Annotated in this window: 15 protein-coding genes; 7 read left to right on the top strand and 8 right to left on the bottom strand. The window is 60.2% G+C overall.

Going from position 1 to position 19886, the window contains the following annotated elements; genetic code table 11:
* Positions 1-17 precede the first annotated feature (17 nt).
* From AC559A_RS10725 to AC559A_RS10755, 7 genes are all read left to right on the top strand, one after another.
* Positions 18-3644 carry a PEP/pyruvate-binding domain-containing protein gene (locus AC559A_RS10725; protein WP_028571008.1) on the top strand — a complete coding sequence of 1209 codons (3627 nt, stop codon included), beginning with the start codon at positions 18-20 and terminating at the stop codon, positions 3642-3644.
* 545 nt (positions 3645-4189) lie between these two features.
* Entirely contained in the window at positions 4190-4501 is a 312-nt protein-coding gene (gene rpsF, locus AC559A_RS10730) for a 30S ribosomal protein S6 (RefSeq protein WP_028571009.1), read from the top strand.
* A gap of 2 nt (positions 4502-4503) precedes the next feature.
* Positions 4504-4764 (top strand): 30S ribosomal protein S18, encoded by a 261-nt coding sequence (gene rpsR / locus AC559A_RS10735; RefSeq protein WP_028571010.1) that lies wholly within the window; start codon positions 4504-4506, stop codon positions 4762-4764.
* A gap of 13 nt (positions 4765-4777) precedes the next feature.
* A complete protein-coding gene (rplI, locus tag AC559A_RS10740; RefSeq protein WP_035261159.1) occupies positions 4778-5314 on the top strand; it encodes a 50S ribosomal protein L9 in 537 nt (178 codons plus the stop codon).
* Between the two features lie 24 nt (positions 5315-5338).
* A complete protein-coding gene (locus AC559A_RS10745) occupies positions 5339-8014 on the top strand; it encodes a replicative DNA helicase (protein ID WP_498817922.1) in 2676 nt (891 codons plus the stop codon).
* Between the two features lie 43 nt (positions 8015-8057).
* A complete protein-coding gene (locus tag AC559A_RS10750) occupies positions 8058-9350 on the top strand; it encodes a phenylacetate--CoA ligase family protein (RefSeq protein WP_028571012.1) in 1293 nt (430 codons plus the stop codon).
* Positions 9347-9856, top strand: a complete 510-nt coding sequence (locus AC559A_RS10755) for a DUF456 domain-containing protein (RefSeq protein WP_084031786.1) — start codon at positions 9347-9349, stop codon at positions 9854-9856. The genes AC559A_RS10750 and AC559A_RS10755 overlap by 4 nt, the downstream gene beginning before the upstream one ends.
* A 13-nt stretch (positions 9857-9869) precedes the next feature.
* Here the strand turns inward: AC559A_RS10755 and mutM are convergent, their stop codons facing one another.
* The 8 genes from mutM to AC559A_RS10795 all read right to left on the bottom strand — a co-directional run bounded on the left by mutM (position 9870) and on the right by AC559A_RS10795 (position 19866).
* Positions 9870-10694, bottom strand: coding sequence for a bifunctional DNA-formamidopyrimidine glycosylase/DNA-(apurinic or apyrimidinic site) lyase (gene mutM, locus AC559A_RS10760; protein ID WP_498817923.1), 825 nt, complete (start codon positions 10692-10694; stop codon positions 9870-9872).
* A 67-nt stretch (positions 10695-10761) separates the two neighbouring features.
* Positions 10762-11931, bottom strand: coding sequence for a ChaN family lipoprotein (locus AC559A_RS10765; RefSeq protein ID WP_498817924.1), 1170 nt, complete (start codon positions 11929-11931; stop codon positions 10762-10764).
* Positions 11922-13187, bottom strand: a complete 1266-nt coding sequence (locus tag AC559A_RS10770) for a phenylacetate--CoA ligase family protein (RefSeq protein ID WP_028571016.1) — start codon at positions 13185-13187, stop codon at positions 11922-11924. Before AC559A_RS10770 ends, AC559A_RS10765 begins: the two co-directional genes overlap by 10 nt.
* A gap of 412 nt (positions 13188-13599) precedes the next feature.
* Positions 13600-15006: an NAD(P)/FAD-dependent oxidoreductase gene (locus AC559A_RS10775; protein ID WP_028571017.1), complete on the bottom strand. Its 1407-nt coding sequence runs from the start codon at positions 15004-15006 to the stop codon at positions 13600-13602.
* Positions 15007-15041: 35 nt separating this feature from the next.
* Positions 15042-15629, bottom strand: coding sequence for a nitroreductase family protein (locus tag AC559A_RS10780; protein WP_498817925.1), 588 nt, complete (start codon positions 15627-15629; stop codon positions 15042-15044).
* Between the two features lie 229 nt (positions 15630-15858).
* Positions 15859-18018: an L-lactate dehydrogenase (quinone) large subunit LdhH gene (gene ldhH, locus AC559A_RS10785; protein WP_498817926.1), complete on the bottom strand. Its 2160-nt coding sequence runs from the start codon at positions 18016-18018 to the stop codon at positions 15859-15861.
* The gene (locus tag AC559A_RS10790; protein WP_028571020.1) at positions 18018-18650 is read right to left on the bottom strand and encodes a LutC/YkgG family protein; all 633 of its coding nucleotides are present in this window, start codon (positions 18648-18650) and stop codon (positions 18018-18020) included. Before AC559A_RS10790 ends, ldhH begins: the two co-directional genes overlap by 1 nt.
* Positions 18625-19866: an acetate kinase gene (locus AC559A_RS10795; protein ID WP_498817927.1), complete on the bottom strand. Its 1242-nt coding sequence runs from the start codon at positions 19864-19866 to the stop codon at positions 18625-18627. Before AC559A_RS10795 ends, AC559A_RS10790 begins: the two co-directional genes overlap by 26 nt.
* Between the last annotated feature and the right edge of the window lie 20 nt (positions 19867-19886).

A 19886-nucleotide genomic window follows, 5' to 3' on the forward strand; every position in this document is an offset into this window, starting at 1 on the left:
GTCAAGGAGGAGTGAGAATGGCCAAATCAGACAAGGATAAAGGTTCGCCCCCCAAGGAGAGCCACGTCGTCGCAGATGCCGAGGTCAAGCCCGTCAAGGGGGCGAAAAAGGCTGAAATCGCGGCGATTGAAAAAAAACTCGTCCTGAACGGCGAGGACATCGTCACGCTGGGCGAGCCCGCGGAACTGCTGGTGGGGGGAAAGAACTACAACACCGCCCTGATCAGTCAGGTCGAAAACATCCGGGCCCCTCAGTTCAGGGCCATATCATCCATTGTCTTTCATCGGCTGCTTGATGAGACCAAGGTCAACGCGGCGTTGATCCGGTCCACCGTGGACAAGGAATACGACCGGATCAGCTGGAGCGATTCCGACATCAACAAAGACCCGGAATTCATCAGGCACCTTGTGCGCCGCTTGGCAAAACAGATCAAGGATTCCGAAAAAGGGAAGGAAAGCCAGGTCAAGCTGCGAACCTTCATCAACAACATCGTTGAAGGCTTCGCTGTTTCTCCCGAGGGAATCGACCAGCTCCGCAAGCGTTCAGTGCTGGTCCAGGTGGCCATTTTGGCGGTTCAGATGCCCGCGGATCTGGAGGACGCCGTCAAGCAGTCCTACATTGATATCTGCAAGGAAGCCGGCTTGGAGAACATCCCCGTGGCCGTGCGCTCGTCAGCTGCCGGAGAGGACAGCCGCAAGAAGGCCTTCGCCGGGTTACAGGACACCTACCTGAACATCGTCGGCGAGCAGTCCGTGGTGGAAGCCTACCAGTGGGACTGCGCCTCGGCCTACAACCTGCGGAGCATGACCTATCGTCGGGAAGCCATTCTGGACATGGTCGCCCTGGCGGAGCGCACCGGCGACGAGTCCATCGTGGAGAACGCCAAGAAGGAATGGGCCATCGAGAACACGTCCCTGTCCGTGTGCATCATGCGGATGATCAATCCGATGATCTCCGGAACGGCCTTCAGCGCGGACACCTCCACGGGTTGTCGGGGCACGGACCGTCACGACCTGGTCTCCATCGACGCCAGCTACGGCCTCGGTGAGGCTGTGGTCAGCGGGATGGTCACCCCGGACAAGTTCTACGTTTTTCAGCGCGACGACGGAGTGGAAATCGTACTGCGCTATATGGGTTTCAAGACCAAGAAGATCATTTACGCGGAAAAAGGGGCCGGCACCGTCACCGCGGACGTCCCTATCGACGAGGTCTTCCGCTGGTCCCTCTCCCTGGCTCAGGCCGAGGAACTGGCCAGGGGCGTGCGCTGCATCAGCAAGAGCTACGGCGGAATGATCACGGATACCGAGTTCTGCATCGACAGTTCGGACCGGATCTGGTTCGTCCAGGCCCGACCGGAGACTCGTTGGAACGAGGAACTGGAGAAGCATCCGCATACGATTTTCATGCGTCGGCTGGAGGTCGATCCGTCGGCCATCCAGAAAGCCGAACTCATTCTGGAGGGTAACGGGGCGTCCCGCGGGGCGGGGCAAGGGATCGTTCGTTTTCTGCGCTCCGCTCTGGAGCTGAACAAGATCACCAAGGGCGACATTTTGGCCGCTGACCGAACCGACCCGGACATGGTGCCCGGAATGCGGATCGCCTCGGCCATTCTCGCCGACGCCGGCGGAGACACCAGTCACGCGGCCATTACCTCCCGCGAGTTGGGAATCCCGGCGGTGATCGGCATCCAGCGCCTGGAGACGCTCCAGGGATTGGACGGCCAGGAAGTGACCGTGGACGGCTCCCGGGGGCGGGCCTATCGAGGTTTGCTGCCCCTGGTCGAGGTGGGTGGGGAGATCGACGTCAGCGCCCTGCCGAAGACCAAGACCAAGATCGGCCTGATTCTGGCCGACGTGGACCAGGCGCTCTTTTTGTCCCGATTGCGGGAACTGCCGGATTTCGAAGTCGGTTTGCTCCGGGCCGAGTTCATGCTGGGCAGTGTCGGGGTTCATCCCCTGGCCCTTGAAGCCTACGACAACGGTCAGCTTCAGGTTCTCGTGGACAAAAAGCTGACCGAGTTGAACAACGAGTTGACCAAACTGGTGCGGGAGCAGTTGACCCAGGGGATCATCACCTTTGATCTCAAGTTACGCCAGTACGTGGGCATCGTCACCGGCCTGAGCAAGGAGATCGAAACCCTCACCGAAAAAGGCGGGGACAAGGGCACGGATCAGGTCCTGGCCATCCACCGGCAATTGCGGGATCTGGACGTCAAGCTGAACGAGCATTTGGAGTTGGCCTCCCACAAGCTGGAACAATTGAAAACCGCTCCGGATCTGCGCGAGCACGTGATTACGATCATGGGCTTCTCGGAATTGCTCGACAGCACCCACGGACTGGATGAAGGACGACTCAAGCATCGTCAGGAAATCGAGGACAGGGTCCAGGGGATTATCCAGCGGATCAAGGACGAGCCGGTGGTCGTGGACATCATGAAGCGCATCGACGCCATGCGCACGGAAGTCGCGTTGCGTTCCGGTCTGGAACGGGAGCGGGAAGAAGTGCGCACCCTGCCGCAACGGATCAAGGACCTGATTCGCTCCAAGGGCTATCGGTCCGGCAAGGAACACTACATCCAGACCCTGGCCCAGGGCCTTTCCCTGTTCGCCATGGCCTTTTACGGCAAGGAGATCATCTACCGGACCACGGATTATAAGACCAACGAGTACAGGAACTTGATGGGTGGTCTGCTTTTCGAGTCCATGGAAGACAATCCGATGCTCGGCTTTCGAGGCGTTTCCCGCAACATCCATGACTGGGAAATCGAGTCTTTCAAACAGGCCCGGGGGATTTTCGGCGGCAAGAATCTGAATCTGATGCTGCCCTTCGTGCGCACCCTGGAAGAGGCCCGCAGCATGCGCCGCTACCTGGAAGGCGTGCACAACCTCAAATCCGGGGACGACGGCCTGAAGATCATCCTGATGTCCGAAATTCCCAGCAACGCGATCTTGACCAAGCAATTCATCCAGGAGTTCGACGGTTTCTCCATCGGCTCCAACGACATGACCCAGTTGGTATTGGGCACGGACCGGGACAACCCTCGATTGCGGCATATCTATGACGAGGAAGATCCAGCCGTGGTCTGGGCCATCCTGAGCACGATCTTCACCGGACAGAAGTTCGGCAAAAAGGTCGGGTTCTGCGGGCAGGGCGTTTCCAACAGCAAGATCATTCGCGGGTTGGTCTGCATCGCCGGCATTGTGTCGGCCTCCGTGGTGCCGGACACCTATGCCCAGACCAAAAAAGACGTCGCCGAACTGGAAGCCGAGGATATCCCCGTTGAAAAGCTGGGCGTGTGGCTCAAGGATCAGCACTTGGAACGGTTGAGAAAGGTCATGACTGAAAACAAGTATGACCACATCTTGAAGAAGAACCGCACGGCCAAGGACTTGATGGATTGGTTCGAGGGCGAGATGACCCGGCTGCACGAACAGCTTCAGGATCAAATCGGCAAGCCTCGAGAGGATTTCTTGCGTCAAGAGATCGACCAATTCCGGCGGCTTTTCCACAAGCCGGCGATCTATGCCAACTGGGATTGGGAGGAGACCGTCCTGGACGCCCTGCGCCATTCCGGGTTCCAGTCGTATGAAGAACAGGTCGCGGCCTTGCGCGAGCAGCGGGTCAAGTACAACCCCGCCGGTTAGATTGTCGATTTTCCCTCATTGCCCTCTTACGACGTCACGTCGGTCTGAGCGGACGAAATGAGAAAGGCCCCGAAAACGGGGCCTTTCTTCATGGCATGAAGCCATCGCCGTGTCCGTTCACGTTCAAGAAAAGCTCATGGCTTCGTAACTACTCACTTGCGTTCCGGCTTGTCTCGATTTTTCAGCCTCGCAACTCCTTCCCCGGCTTCGTAACATCGAACCATTGCCCGAATATACAACAGTCGGCACTTCAGGCGTCCGGCAATGGTTCGATGAACGAATCCTGGCTCAGTCAGACAAGCGAGGCTGAAAAATCGAGACAAGCCGGAACACTCCATGTCTTGTCGTGAAAAAGTGCTGAGTAGTTACACGACCACGAGCGTACGTGTATGGTTGAGGACGGACTGAATGCAACGCAATCGATCCTTCGGGTGAGTGTCGCGGACTCGATTGACAAGACGAGGGTGCTGGGTTTATATTTTCCTCTTTTCCTTGCTCTGGCCTTGGGGGCCAGGGCCGAATCAGACCGCAAGGAGGAGACGATTATGCGGCACTATGAAACATTGATGCTCTTCAGCCCGGACATGCCGGGAGAGCGTCGTCAGGAGATTCTCGCCGGAATGTCCGCTATTGTGGAGCGGGACGGCGGCAAGATCCTGACAGAGGACGACTGGGGGATGCGAACCTTGGCTTATCCGGTGCGTAAGCAGACCCGCGGGCATTATTTCCGTCTGGAATACGCGGCCTCGGGAGCGGTTGTCGCGGAGATGGAGCGGAATCTGCGCATCACGGACGGGGTGTACAAGTTTCTTTCCGTGAAGCTGGCCGATACCTACGAAGAACCCAAGGAGAGCTGAGCATGGCATTCAGAAAGTTCACCCCCCGGAAAAAGTTTTGTCGCTTCTGCGCGGCCAAGGATCTGAAGATGGACTATAAACGTCCCGACCTGCTGCGGGATTTCGTCAACGAACGAGGCAAGATCATCGCCCGTCGCGTGACCGGAACCTGCGCCAAGCACCAGCGGGAGTTGACCACGGAAATCAAGCGCGCCCGGCAGATGGCTCTGTTGTTCTACACGGCCACGCACAGCGTTGAGGCCATGAAACGGACCACCGGCTAGGAGGGAGTTGGTTATGGAAGTCATTTTGCGTACGAATATGGACAATCTGGGCGCTCTCGGCCAAGTGGTCGACGTCAAGCCCGGGTATGGCCGCAACTACTTGATTCCTCAAGGGCTGGCCATGCTGGCCACTCCGGCCAATAAAAAGCGCTTCGAGTTGGAGCGTAAAAAACTTCAGGAAAAATTGGACGCCGTGCGCTTCGCGGCCCAGGAACTGGCCGACAAGATCAGCGCCGCGGCGTTGCGGATTCCCGTGCGCGTCGGTGAAGGCGATAGGCTCTACGGTTCGGTGACCTCCGCGAACATCGCCGATCTGTTGAATGCAGATTACGGTCTGGACGTGGACAAGAAAATCATCCTGCTCAACGACCCGTTGCGCGCTCTGGGCGAATACACCGTTGAAGTCCGGGTGTATCAGGACATTCGAGCCCAGCTTCAGGTTGCCGTGGTTCGTCACGACGCGGACCAGGCGGCCCAGGTCGAAGCTCTGGAAACGGCCGCGGTCGAGACAACCGAGCCCGCTGTCGACGCGACGCAAACGGAGGAGTAGTCTCTCCCCCGTTGGGACCGGCTCGTGCCACGCTCACCTCAAAAAAACACCGTCGCCACAAAGGCGACGACCATCACCGGCAAGACGCCCCCCCAGAACCTGGAAGCCGAACAGGCGGTTCTGGGGGGGATTTTTTTGCGCCCGGACCTGATCGACGCTTTACTCGAAATCGTCGGCGAGGATGATTTCTACTCACCGGCTCACCGGAGTATTTTTCAGTCCTGCATTCAGCTCTACCAGCGCCGGGTGCCCATTGATCTGGTCACCCTGGTCGACCATCTTCAAAGTTCAGGTATCTTGGAAGAAGTGGGCGGTCCGGTGTATCTGGCCTCCCTGACCGAATCCCTGGTTGCCGCCTCCCATGCCGAATCCTATGCCCGGATCGTCCGGGACAAAGCCATTCTGCGGCGGCTGATCGGCGCCGCGTCCGATATCGTCGTCAATTGTCACGAGGGCGGACAGGACGTGGACAAGGTTCTGGACGAATCAGAAGCGGCCATTTTCGCCATTTCCGAGAACAGAACCAAGAGCATTTTTTCCACCACCAAGGAACTGGTTAATCAGGTCTTCGAGCACCTGGAAAAACGGGTCGAACGCCAGGAGTTGGTTACCGGCGTGCCCACGGGCTACCATAAGCTGGACGAGATGACCGCCGGGCTGCAACCCTCGGACTTGATCATCATCGCGGCCCGGCCCAGCATGGGCAAGACTGCTTTTGCCCTGAACATCGCCATGCGGGCCGCTGTGCTCAAGGATGTCCCCACGGCCATCTACTCCCTGGAAATGTCCAAGGAGCAGTTGATGATGCGCATGCTCTGCGCCTGGGGCAAGGTAGATTTGGGCAGGTTTCGGCGCGGTTTCCTGAACGACGAGGACTGGACCCGCCTGTACCATGCCGCGGATGCCCTGTCTCAGGCCTCCATTTTCATTGACGACACCCCGGCCCTGGGAACCCTGGACCTGCGGGCCAGATGCCGCAGGCTCAAATCCGAAAAGAATTTGGGGTTGGTGGTCGTGGATTATCTTCAGTTGATGCGGGCCAGCCGGCGAATCGATTCCCGCGAACAGGAGATTTCCGAAATTTCCCGTACCCTGAAGGGGCTGGCCAAGGAACTGGATCTGCCGATGATCGCCCTGGCCCAGCTCAACCGCAAGGTCGAGGAGCGCAGCAACCGGCGGCCGATGCTTTCGGACTTGCGTGAGTGCGTGACGGGAGACACCCGGGTTCAGCTTGCGGACGGCCGAAGGGTCAACGTGCGTGACCTGACGGGCGTGCAGGTGGAGGTGGTAACCATGAACGGCCAGGGGCGCATGGTCGTGGCTTCCTGTGATGCAGTCTGGTCCTTGGGCCGCAGGCCGGTGTTCCGGGTGGATCTCACCAGCGGGCGATCCGTCAACGCAACGGCCGAGCATCGCTTTCTGGGCGAGGATGGCTGGGTCCACGTCGCGGATCTCCGCCCCGGCAGCAGAATGGCTCTGGCCCGAACGCTTCCTGAGCCTCAAGCGACGGTAGCCTGGGCTGATGATCAGGTTGCCCTGCTGGGCCATCTTATCGGCGATGGGAGCTACCTGAAGGGAGCTCCCATGCGCTACTCCACGAGTTCCGAAGCCAACAGCGCGCTGGTCGCCAAGGCGGCCGCGGAATGTTTCGACTGCACGGTGAAGCGCTATCCTGGACGCGGGAAGTGGCATCAACTTTTGATCAGCGGGAACGGCGACCGCTGGAACCCTGCGGGCGTGAACAAGTGGCTGCGGGATCTTGGCGTCTTTGGGCAGCGTTCCCACGAAAAACGGATTCCGGATCAGGCCTTTCGGTTGCCCAATGCGCAGATCGCCCTCCTGCTGCGTCATCTTTGGGCCACGGACGGATGCTATCACCTGCGGCGGGCCAGAACGGGAAACAGGACTTACCTGTATTTCTCCACATCCAGCCCCGATCTGGCCGGGGACGTCTCCACCCTCCTGCTTCGTCTCGGGATCGTTTCCAGGACCCAGCGCTATACAAGAGTGAACAGCAGGCCTTGGTACGCCGTGCATGTCAGCGGTCTGGAGTTTCAGAAAGTTTTTCTTGATCGGGTCGGAGGTTTTGGCGAGAAGCAGATCCAGGCCGAGACGATGAGCCGTGCCTTGGAAACCGGCAGCGAGAACACCAACGTGGACACGGTTCCGGTTGCCTGGTTTGACCGGGTGCGCAGGCTGATGAAGGAGAAGGGCGTCAGCCATCGGCGGATGGCCGCGCTGAGGGGCACGGCCTACGGTGGGTCGTCACATTTTCGTTTCGCGCCTTCCCGCAGGGTCATGACCTCCTATGCCAGGATTCTTGAGGACGATCTTCTGCTGGAACAGTGCACCAGTGATCTGTTTTGGGACACGGTCCGAGGCATTGAGCATCTGGGCGAGGAAGAGGTCTTTGATCTTACCGTTCCTGGGACGGCCTCGTGGCTCGCCGCGGATGGTATCGTTTCGCATAACTCCGGCGCGATCGAACAGGATGCGGACGTGATTGCCTTCATCTATCGCGATGAGGTGTACAACAAGCAGGAAGGCAATCCCAAGAAGGGTATCGCGGAGATCATCATCGGCAAGCAGCGCAACGGGCCGGTGGGCGAAGTGGAGCTGGCCTACCTGGACTCGTACACCGCGTTTGAAAATCTGGTTGACGTCCCGCCGCCCTCGGAAAGTTTCCAATCCGCCACGTAAGATCGTCTCTTGCGCGGCGACCCCCGTAAGACAAGGAGGCAACGTGTTTTTCGATCCCTTGGAAGGCCTTGATCGCGAGGAACTGGATCGTTTACAGTCCGTCAGACTGCAAAGCGTGACGGAAGCGGCGGTGCGTTCTCCGCTGTATGCCGGATTGTTTCAGGAGCACGGCCTTCAGGCCGACCAAGTCCGTGGCCTGGGCGATTTGGCGCGGCTCCCCCTGACCGACAAGGAACATCTGCGATCCTGTTACCCGGATGGGCTGCTCTGTCGTCCCAAGGAGGAAATGGTCCGCCTGCACGCCTCTTCCGGGACCACCGGCGCGGCGACGGTGATCTTCCATACGGCGGGAGACATTCAGACCTGGGCCGACCTGGTGGCCCGGTGCTTCCACATGGTCGGGGTGCGGCCCGGCGATGTCTTTCAGAATATGAGCGGGTACGGTCTGTTCACCGGAGGCCTGGGCATCCATTACGGCGCGGAGCGCCTGGGGTGCCTGACCATCCCCGCGGGCGCGGGCAACAGCAAGCGGCAGATCAAGCTGCTTCAGGATTTTTGCGTCACGGTGATTCACATCATTCCCTCCTACGCCCTGCATTTGGCCACGGTGTTTCAGTCCTTGGGCGTGGAGCCCGGCGGGCTGCACCTGAAGACCGCCCTGATCGGCGCGGAACCGCACTCCGAGGAGATTCGCCGACGGATCGAAGAATTGTACGGAGTGAAGGCCTACAACTCCTACGGCTTGTCCGAGATGAACGGACCCGGCGTGGCCTTCGAATGCCCGGAACAAAACGGGATGCACATTTGGGAAGATGCGTTTCTGCCGGAAATTATCGACCCGGTCACGCTGCGACCGGTTCCGGAAGGAGAGGTGGGCGAGCTGGTCCTGACCACGCTGACCCGGGAGGGCATGCCGATCCTGCGCTATCGCACCCGCGACCTGACCCGCTTTCTGCCCGGAGATTGCCCGTGCGGCCGGACGCATCGCCGCATTGACCGAATTGTCGGGCGCAGCGACGACATGATCATCATCAAGGGCGTGAATATTTTCCCGATGCAGGTGGAGCGCGTGCTGATGGCCATTCCGGAAGTGGGGCAAAACTACCTGATCGTGCTGGAACGGCAAGGCTATCTGGATCAGTTCAAGGTCCAGGTGGAAGTGAAGAGCGAATTTTTCGTGGAAGACATGCGGGTGCTCAAAAAATTGCAGGACAGGATTACCGGGTTACTGCGCGATGAACTGCTGATAACGCCTAAGGTGGAACTGGTGGAAGCCCGGAGCCTGCCTTGCTCCGAGGGCAAGGCTCAGCGGGTGTGCGATTTGCGGGGAGAATGATGTCGTTTGTCCTGGCCGGGCTGTTTCTGGGGTTTCTCGGCTTGCTGCTGATGCTGCATGTGTTCGGCCTGCCGGCAAATTGGCTGATTCTGGCCGCCGTGGCGACCTGGGGATGGATGCACGCGGGGTTCGCGGGGGGGATCGGTTTTTTCGCTGTCCTGTTCGCGCTCTGCGTGCTGGGCGAGGTCGTGGAGTTCGCGGCCCAGATGTGGGGCGGGCGGCGATTCGGCGGAAGTCGGAAAGGCGCTTGGGCGGCCGTTGTCGGGGCAATTATCGGGGGCGTTTTGGGCGCGCCCTTTTTTTTCGGGCTGGGCGCGGTTCCCGGCTCTTTTCTGGGGGCCTACGCGGGCAGCCTGTTGGTCGAACTGGGTCAGGGCTACCCGATGGCGACCGCGCGACGGGCCGCCTGGGGCGCGATGTGGAACAAGGTTTTCGGCACGGTGGTCAAGGTCTGCATCGGGGTCTGGATGATCGTCTTGAGCTTTGATCTGGTTTGGCCCGACTGATCGCGGTCCTCTCTTAAATTGTCTGACAACTCGGGCAGAAGCAGGTGGTCCGACCGGCGATCTTGGCGGTCTGGATGGGCGTGCCGCACTGCTTGCAGGGTAGGCCTCCCCGCCCGTAGACTTGAAAGGTGTTCTGAAACGTCCCCACAAGCCCCGCTGCGGTGCGGTAGTCCCGGATGGAACTTCCTCCAGCGGCGATGGCCTCGGTCAAGACGCTCTGGAGGCTGTCCAGAAGGCGGGCCAGGCGTTCCGGGACGATCAGGTTCGCTGGCGCCGCCGGATGGATGCCCGCTCGAAAGAGGCTTTCATCGGCATAAATGTTGCCGATTCCGGCAATGATCCGCTGATCCAGCAATAGTGCTTTAATCCGGGCCTTGCTCCGGCCTTTCTCCCCACTGATCCGCTTCGCGAACGTCTCCAAATCCAACCCCAACGGTTCCGGCCCGAGGTCGCGATAAAAGGGCCATCGCTCCAACTCCTCGCTGGAAAACAGGCCGCAGGTCCCGAACTTGCGTTGGTCCTGAAAATAGAGCGCGGTCCCGTCGTCCAGGTTCAACAACAAATGCACGTGCAAGGCAGGAGGAAGGCCCGAGGGCATGAGGCCCAGCCTCCCGGTCATGCGCAGGTGAAAGGCCATCACGTCCTGGTCCGGAAAATTCAGAAACAACAGTTTGCCCCGGCGGGAGACCCCGCGGATGGTCCGCCCTATCACCTTTTGGGCCAAGTCGCCGCCCTTGACCAAATGTGCGGCGATGTGCGTCACTCCGGTGACGGTCCGGCCTGTGAGCAGAGGCCGGAGCCCCCGGGCAATGGTTTCCACTTCAGGCAGTTCAGGCATGGTTGGCGGCAGGAGTCGTGATTCAGGATTCTGGAAGCGGAAGACGGAAGAGTTGGTGGTGAGGTCCTCAGGGGGAGGAGATGGGTATGGTTAAGTGGTCGCCGTCTCGGAGTACCTTCAGGCGCAAGGGGCGTTGTTCGCTTTTGGCCTGAACTCCTGCGCGGTGCAGGACTTCCAGGGTTGTGATGGGTAGGTCGTCGGCGGCGAGCAGGACGTCTCCGGGTTGCAATCCGGCTGCCTGGGCCAGGGAGTTTGGAATCACGCCGGTGACGATTACCTGGTCCTCGACCCAGGCGATGAGCAAGCCCAGACGTCTCGGCGGCTCCGGGCAGTAGAAAAAGAAATCTCCGGCCGTGGGGGCCGGGACCGGACCGCCGCGCCAGGGGATCAGGGACAGGCTCCGGGGGGCGTCGCCCAGCAGTCCGAGTCGATAGGCAATCCCGTGACCGTCTTCCACATGGGCCGCTCCGGTCAGGATGACCATGGTTTCCTCCGCTCCGCGCCGCTGGATCGCGGCATGGGCCATCTGGGTATCCCAGAGGGACTGGATCATCATGAATCGCTCCAGGTCGAACCCGGCTTCCATGGTCCGGTCCGGCATCAACTCCACATGCCGAAGGTACTCTTCTTCAATTATGGCCTGCTGCGGCGGGGGGGGCGGGATCAACGTTGATGGGAGCAGGCCGCGTTCATCGGTGGGGATGGTCTCCAGGCCGTCGGCACGAATCCGGTGCAGCAGGTCCTTGGGCACGTTCAGACCGTAGACCGGAATGCCGGACTCTTTGGCTTGAGCCAGGATCGGACGATAGAAGGAAAAGTTGTAACCCCAGTATTCCTGCCAGCTCAACCGATCTTCCAGTTCATCCAGGCCGACCTCGCCCCGATGAAACGCGTCCAGGACTTCCTGGGCGGACCAAGGAACCATCTCCAGCCCAACGGCGAGGGGCAGGTCTGATCGGGCCAGGGCGCTCAAGGCATCGGCCTGGAACTGCTGGTCGCAGGCGTTGGCGTGGGACTCGCCGATCAGGATGAAATCGTGGGACGCGACCAGGGCCGTCAGTTCGGATGGTTCGACCTGACGCCCGTCGGCCAGGAAGAGCGTGCCCGGCCGCGGTGTCGTAACGGTTTCGGGGATGGGGGGGCTTGGAGGGAGAAGGCGGGCGCAGCCGACGTTCAGGTTCAGAAGGATCAGGAGAACCAGAACCGCCGGCAGCGCCCGAAGGGAGATCAATCCCACTTGCGCTTGTCCTCAATGGGACGGATTTGAGCTGGAAGCGAACCCGGAGCCACGACTTTCAGGTCCGGTCGCAGGCCGATCTTCTCGCGAAAATGGTGGAAGAGCTCGTTCTCCCGCTTGAACTGGCTGGCCTCAATGTACAGCGTCAATTCGTCGATGCCGCCGGGGTTGGTCACCTCGATCTGCCAGCGTTTGATTTCCTCGAAAGAGGCCATGACCTGTTCGACCTGGTGGGGGTAGACGAACATCCCCTTGATCCGGGCTGTGGTGTCCACGCGGCCGACGATGTTGCCCAGGCGAGGCGAGGAGCGGCCGCAAGGGCAGGGCGCCCGGTCGATGTAGGACAGGTCTCCGGTGGAGAGCCGGATCAGCGGGTAGGTCTTGTTGAAAGCCGTGACCACGATTTCGCCGACCTCGCCGTCCTTAAGCGGAATGCCGGTGTCCGGATGGCAGATCTCCGCGAAAACGCGGTTGGAGACGTGCAATCCGTTCTTGTGGAAGCATTCATAGCCGATGGAGCCAACGTCCGCGGTGCCGTAGCCCTGGCGCATGATGATGTCGAACTTTTTTTCCAGGTTGTTGCGCAGCTTTTCCGGGAACTTCTCGCCGGTGACAAAGGCCACTTCCAGGTACAGATCCTTGCGCAGGTTCAACCCGGCTTCCTCGCCCTTTTGGGCCAGGTGCATCAGGTAGCTGGGTGTGCCGATGTACCCGGTGATCCGCAGCTTCTGCATGATGTCCAGCTGGGTGTTGGTGTTTCCGGGGCCGGCGGGGACCACGGCGCAGCCCAGGCTGCGCAGCGGCTCCTCAAACATCAGTCCGGCGGGGGCGAGGTGGTAGTTGAAGGTGATCATGTTTACGTCTCCGGGGCGAAATCCGGCGGCGTAAAAGCCTTCGGTCCAGCCCCAGTAATCGTCGACGCGGTCCTCGGGGTCGAAAATGGGGCCGGGGGAGAGAAAAATCCGGCGCAGCTCGCCCAGATCCTTGGTCAGCAACCCACCCAGGCGCGGTCCCATGGTCTGCAAGAAAATCAGTTCCTTTTTCTTGATGATCGGGATGTGCTTCAGGTCGTTGAGCACCTTAAATTTGTCCGGGCTGAACTGGGCCCGGTCGAAGCGCTTCTTGACGTCTTCGGAGTACCTGTAGGCGTAGGTCAGCAGATCCTTGAGGTGGATCTGGTAATATTGCCTGCGTTCGCTTTCATCCAGTACTTCCCGGCGACTATAGATGCCTTCGGTACGGTCTTTTCGGGTCATATCCGGTTCCTCTTTTTCTGTTCACGATTATCCAGTCTTAAGCTATAAACAGTTATAATTAACAACAGGCGACGAGAAAATCAAGTCCGGAGACGCGGGGCTCAGGGCGACTTTGCTCTCTGCAAAATTGCAATAATTCCAGTTTTATAGGCTGTAGGGCACTCAAGGGATACCATCCTGGGTGGGCTGGATATCATCGAAATCGGGAAGTTCTCAGAAATCGATTTCGATCACGATTTAGATTTCGATTCCGATCCGGTAGAGGATGAGAGCTGAGATCAAAAATGCCATGATACGGGTTTTTTAAGACGGTATTTTCGACGGACACGACAAGCAAAAAGGCCGGCTTTCCCTGGGGAAACCGGCCCTATTATCGTGGGGCGCGAGGAGCCTATTAGTCGCCGCGTCGCGATCAATTCAGGTCTTTGATGATCCCCTTGGCCGCCAGCAGTCCGGTGGCCGCGGCGGAGACGATGTTGCCGGCCACGCCGGGGCCGTCCCCAGCCACGAACATGCCGGGCAGGGAGGTGCGCAGGTCGGCGTCGGTCTCCATCTGGGTGGCGAAAAATTTGATCTCCGGAGCGTAGAGCAGGGTTTCGTCGTTGGCCACGCCAGGGACGACGCAGTTGAGCTTTTCCAGCCCTTCCACGAGGTTGGTCAGGATGCGTTCGGGCAGGGCCATGGCGATGTCGCCGCAGGTGACGTTGGAGAGGGTGGGGCGGATGAACCCCTTGGATATCCGGTTCCAGGTGCTGCGCCGCCCGCGCTTGAGGTCGCCGAAACGTTGCAGGATGGGCTTGCCGCCGCCGATCAGACTGGCCAGCTTGCCGATGGACTCGCCGTAGGCCTGGTTGTCCGTGACCGGTTCGGTGAGCACCACTTTGGAGAGAAAGGCGAAGTTGCTGTTTTCGGACTTCTTGTCCAGGTAGGCGTGGCCGTTGACGCAGACGAAGTTCTGGTAGTTCTCCAAGGAAACGTATCCGCCGCGGTTGGTGCAGAAGGTCCGGGTTTGGTCGTCGTATTTCCGGGTCTGGATGAAGAAGGTCGGATCGTAGATCACGCTGGTCAGGTCGTAGAGGATGTCGTTGTGCACCTCCACGCGCACGCCGACCTCAATGCCGCGTTGGGTCAGGTTGATGCCGTGGGCCTGGGCGATTCGTCCGGCCCAATCAGCTCCGACCCGGCCGGGGGCCAGAACCACGTGCCGACACCGCAAGGTTGCCTTTTCGGTGACCACTCCGCCGACGCGGCCCTGGTCCACCAGGATTTCCCGAACATCCTCGTTGGTGCGGATGATTACGCCCTTGCGCTGGATGTGCTCGGCCATGGCCGCGATGTGGTCGGGCAGTTTGTCGCTGCCCAGGTGCTTCTGGCGGATCAGGAGCAGGTCGATTCCGGCTTTTTTGGCTTGTTTGCGGATCTCCCGTGCTTTTTCCATATCCGTGGGGTAGACCGGGCCGTCCATGCCGAATTGGGTGAAGACCGTTTCGGTTTCCCGGATCAGTTCCCTGGCTTGGTCCGGAGAGAGGAACTGGGTCAGGTCCGTCTTGCCGAGGATGTGGATGAAATTCAGCTTGCCGTCGGAAAACAGACCGGCCCCGCCGATTCCGGAGAGAATGTTGCAGGGCTTGCAATGATGGCAGGTCGGACTTTGCTTTTGGCCGATGGGGCAGGATCGGCGCAAGGGGGATCGGCCCTTGTCCACAAGCATGATCTTCAGGTCCGTGTTCTCGGCCAGATGGTACGCGGCGAACAGACCGGCCGGTCCGCCGCCGATGATGATCACGTCGGCCGAGGTGGATGTGATGGAGGTGGTCAAAGCGTCTCCAGAGGGAAGATTGGGGGGAAGATGGTTCAGTTGTCGCCGAAACGGCGCAACAAAATGGAGTCCAAATCGCGCTTGGGAACGTGGTGGACGCCTTTTTCGTCTCGCCAATACTTTATGTCGCCGGCCTCGCCGAGACGTTCCAGCACGATCTTTTCCTTGGGCCGACCCAGAGCGATGACCATCAGGATTTCAAAGCCCTCGGGCGTCTCCAGGGTCGCGGCCAGAGCGTCCTTTTTGAGGGAGCCGATCATACATCCGCCTAAGCCCAATTCCGTGGAACCCAGGAGGATGGTCTGGGCCGCGATGCCCAGATCCCAGGCCGAGGTTTTTGCGTAGCGCTGATCTCCAAGGACGATGATGTAACCCGTGGGGCGCTCTCCCTCCTCCGGCCCGTTCCAGTCCTTGAGATAGGCGGCCCAGGCCAAGTGAGGGAAAATTTGGGCGTTGACGTGGGCATCGACGCTGATCATGTACCGCAAGGGTTGCAGATTGGCCGCGGAGGCCGTCAGCCTCGCCGTGTCCACCAAATCCTCCAGGGTTGCCAGCGTGAGCGGGTGGTTTTCATAAAAACGCCGGAAACTGCGGGTCCTGGAAACAAGCTCACGCAGGGTCATTCTCTTCACTCCTTTTCGATCCATTTCGGGCCACGCCCGAGGCCTACATGCAATATGTCGTGGTGTTTCACTATTGTGGCGATTGGTACGTTCATCTCGACTCGCGAAGTGAACGAGAAACATATCACGGCTTGGCGCGTAGGAAAAGTGCCAAGTTTCGTGCCGATTTTTGCCATTGTGGGGGGACAAAAAAACGGCCGGGATTGCTCCCGGCCGTTGGAGGGGCGGTCTAGCGCAACCGTTCGGCCAGCAGTTCGGCCACGTGTTTGACTTCGATGTCCTTGCCCGCGGCCTTCATGCCGCCGCGGATGTGCATAACGCAGCCCGGGCAGTCCGTGGCCACGGCGGAGATGTCTCCGGCTTCCAGGTTGGCCATCTTCTTGGCCAGCAGGGTCTTGGAGATGGCCGGGAACTTCATGGAGTAGGAACCGCCGAAGCCGCAGCAGACTTCCTCTTCGGAGGTCGGCACGTAGTCGTGGGCCATGTTGATGGCCTCCCTCGGCGCTTCGCGGACTTCCAGGCCCCGGCACAGGTGACAGGGGGCGTGGTAGCCGATGCGTTTGCCGGAATGGTTGAACTTCATGGACGAGATTTGCAGGACATCGTGGATAAGGGAGCTGAAATCAATGATCTTGTCCGCGAATTGGGCCACCTTGGAGGCCAAAGCGGTCTCGTTCTCCAGCAGCTTGGGATAGCCGTGCTTGAGATGCGAGGCGCAGGAGGCGCACATGGTCATGATGTAGTCGTACCGGCTCGGATCGAATGCCTGCACGTTCTGCCGGGCCACCTCGACGGCCGCCTGCTTTTCGCCCATCATGTTCACCGGCAGGCCGCAGCAGGACTGCTGCATGGGATAATCCAGCTCCACGGTTCCGGTGGAGGCGATGATTTTCACCGCGGCCTTCATTTGTTCGGGATAGACGAAGTCCTGAACGCAGCCCGAGAACAGGGCCACCCGCAGCGTGGGGTTGACCACCTTGGGCTTGATGGCCTTCCATTCGTCGCGAAAGGCCTTGTCCGCGATGGTCGGCAGTTTGCGGAAATCCTGATCCTTTTCCTTCATGAACACGGTGGGCAGGTGCCGGATGTACTGGCCGTCGCGCTCGGCAAAGGGCTTCTGAGCCCAGCGCATGTTTTTGAGCAGGGTATGGAACAGGGTGCGATTCTTGAGGACCATGCCCATCAGCTTGGACTGGGCCGGGTGGCCGTCCTCGTCCTGGATCATGGCATGGATTTCCTTGATCAGCCGGGGCAGGTCGATGCCCGCTGCGCAGACCTCCTTGCAGGCTCCGCAGTTCACGCAGTTCTGAACCAGGAACTTGGCTTTGTCCTTGCCGTGAAAGAAGTAGGTCATGATCAGGCCGATGGCCCCGATGTAGACATGGCCGTACTTATGGCCGCCCACCAGACGGTAGACCGGACAGACGTTGGCACAGGCCCCGCAGCGAATGCAGCGCAGGATCTGGGCGAAATCCTTGTCCTTGGCCAGCTTTTTGCGGCCGTTGTCCAGGAAGACCACGTGCATGACCTTCTTGTTGTCCGGCGCACTCTTGCACTCGTTGGGACCGGTGATCCAGGTCACGTAGGAGGTGATCTGCTGGCCGGTGGCGTTGCGGGGCAGGGCGCGGAGGATGCGCAAGGCGTCGTGCAGGGTGGGGGTCAGCTTTTCCAGACCCACCAGAGCCACGTGGACCCGGGGAAGGGTAGTGGCCAGGCGGGCGTTGCCCTCGTTGGTCACCAGGCCGATGGTCCCGGTTTCCACCACGGCGAAGTTGCTTCCGGAGATGCCCATGTCCGCTTCCACGTATTCCTTGCGCAGCTCGCGACGGGCCACCTTGACCAGCTTCTGGATGTCCGGGTCCTGCTCCTTTTTGGTCACCCCGGCGAAGAGGTCGGCCACCTGGTAGCGGGAGAGATGGATGGCCGGCATGACCATGTGCGACGGGCCTTCGCCGCGCATTTGGATGATCCACTCGCCCAGGTCCGATTCCACGACCTTCAGACCCTCGGCTTCCAGGTGGTTGTTGAGGTGGGTTTCCTCCGCGGTCATGGACTTGGCCTTGATCACCTTTTTACAGTCGTTGTCCTTGGCGATGCGGGCGATGATCCGGTTGGCCTCTTCCGCTGTCTCGGCCAGATGGACGTGGACGCCCATGGATTCGGCCTTTTGCTTGAACTGCCGGTACAGCTCGTCCATGCGCCGGATGCCGTCGTCCTTGGCCTGGGCGATTTCCTCAATCAGGCCCTTGACGTCCATTCCTGTAAAGGCGTTGGCCCGACCGGTGCGATAGGCCACGGCAAAGGTGTCCAGGGCCTTGCGCTGAAACTCGTTGCCCAGGGATTCTTCGACTTCCTGGAGATATTCTTCTATTTTGACGGCTGTTTGCATTACGCGTCCTCCCAGAGCAGGATGTGCAGTTCCAATGGTCCGTGGACCCCGATGGCCAGCACCCGTTCAATGTCCGCGGTCCGGCTGGCCCCGGTGATGAAGGCCAGGTAGTTGGGGGCCTTTTGCATCATGGGCAGCAGCTCGGCCTCGGCCTCGTAGCTGGTGGCCCGCAGCTTGGACAGGGGCAGGACCACCACGTTGATCTCGCTGATCATGGTGGACAACCGCAGATCCTCGGAAGAGGAGTCCAGCACCAGGGAACCGGTTTCGGCCAGCCCCAGGTCGGCCACGGCGAATCCGATGTCGATCCCGGCCAGATGGCCGCGCAGGCCGTCGGCGATGAGCTTCACTCCGGCCTTTTCCGCTGCCTTGGCCAGTTCCGCGTACTGGTCGTCGGTCAGCTTGGGCGCGGCCATGACCTTGTCCGCCGCCTTGGCCACGCACAGGTCCGAGGCTTCGTCGGAAATGGCGTTTTCGCAGCCGGAGAGCAGCAGTTGACAGGCGTCCTTGTTCAGACAGACGTCCACGGCGTAGGCGTAGGCCTCGTCCAGTTTGCCGATCCGCTTCACGACAGCGGAAACGGCTTCGGCTTTTTTGGTAAAGAGTTCAATGTGTTCCTGACTCACGCTCAGCCTCCTTATTTCCCAGGACTTCCATGGTCTGGGTGGCGATTTCCAACTCTTCGTTGGTGGGAATGATGAAGATTTTGATCAGGCTGTTGGCGGTGCTGATTTCCGCTGCCTGCCCCCGGGGGGTCTCGGCGTTACGATGAGTGTCCAGCACCGCGCCCAGCCCGCCAAGAGTCGCGCAGGACAGACGGCGGACCGCGGAATCGTTTTCACCGATTCCTGCCGTGAAGCAGATGGCGTCGGCCCCGTCCAGCAAGGCCAGATACTGTCCGATGTATTGGGTCACCCGGCGGCAGAAGACCCGCAGGGCCAGTTGGGCGTCGGCGTCGCCCCGGGCGATCAGATCGTGGATGTCGCGCATGTCGTTGCTTCCGCACATCCCCTTGAGGCCGCTGTCCTTGTTCAGCAGCGTGTCGATCTCGCGAATGCTCAGCCCCTTGTTGTCCGCCAGGAAGGCATGCAGGGCCGGGTCCACGTCGCCGGAGCGCGTGCCCATGACCAGTCCGGCCAACGGGGTCAGGCCCATGCTGGTGTCGATGCATTTGCCGTTCTTGATCGCGGCCATGGAGCAGCCGTTACCCAGATGCACGGTCACGCAGGTGGTTTCCTGAAGCGGCTTGCCCAACATCTTTGCGCACTGCTTGGCCACGTAGAAATGGGACGTGCCGTGGAAGCCGTAGCGGCGGATCTTCAGTTCGGTGTAAAGTTCCTTGGGAATGGCGTAGCGGTAGGCTTCCGGGGCCATGGTCTGGTGAAAGGCCGTGTCGAACACGGCCACGTTGGGCACGCCGGGCATCAGCCGCAGCGCGGTCTCGATGCCGGCCAGCCCTCCGGGGTTATGCAAGGGGGCCAGAGGAATCTGGGCCTTGATGCCCTCGATCACGGCCTCGTCCACCAGGGTCGGGGCGCTGAAGGCCTCGCCGCCGTGGACGATCCGGTGGCCGATGCCTTGGATTTCGGAAACCGCGGCGATCACTCCAGTGCTTTGCCCGGTGATCAGTTCCACCACCTTGGCCAGACCCGTGGCATGATCCGGAATGGACATGGCCTCGTTAAAGGCCTGTTCCTGGTCCGTGCCCGGGCGGCGGACATGCTTGACCTTGCTGGTGGCCTCGCCGATGCGTTCCACCAGTCCCGAGGCCAGAACGATTTGTCCGGCCATGTCCAGAAGTTGATATTTGACGGAGGAACTGCCGGAGTTGAGGATGAGGATCTTCATGAATCTTCCCTTCAGATATA

The sequence above is a fragment of the Desulfonatronum zhilinae genome, assembly GCF_900182865.1.
In the GTDB taxonomy this organism is placed as follows: Bacteria; Desulfobacterota; Desulfovibrionia; order Desulfovibrionales; family Desulfonatronaceae; genus Desulfonatronum; species Desulfonatronum lacustre.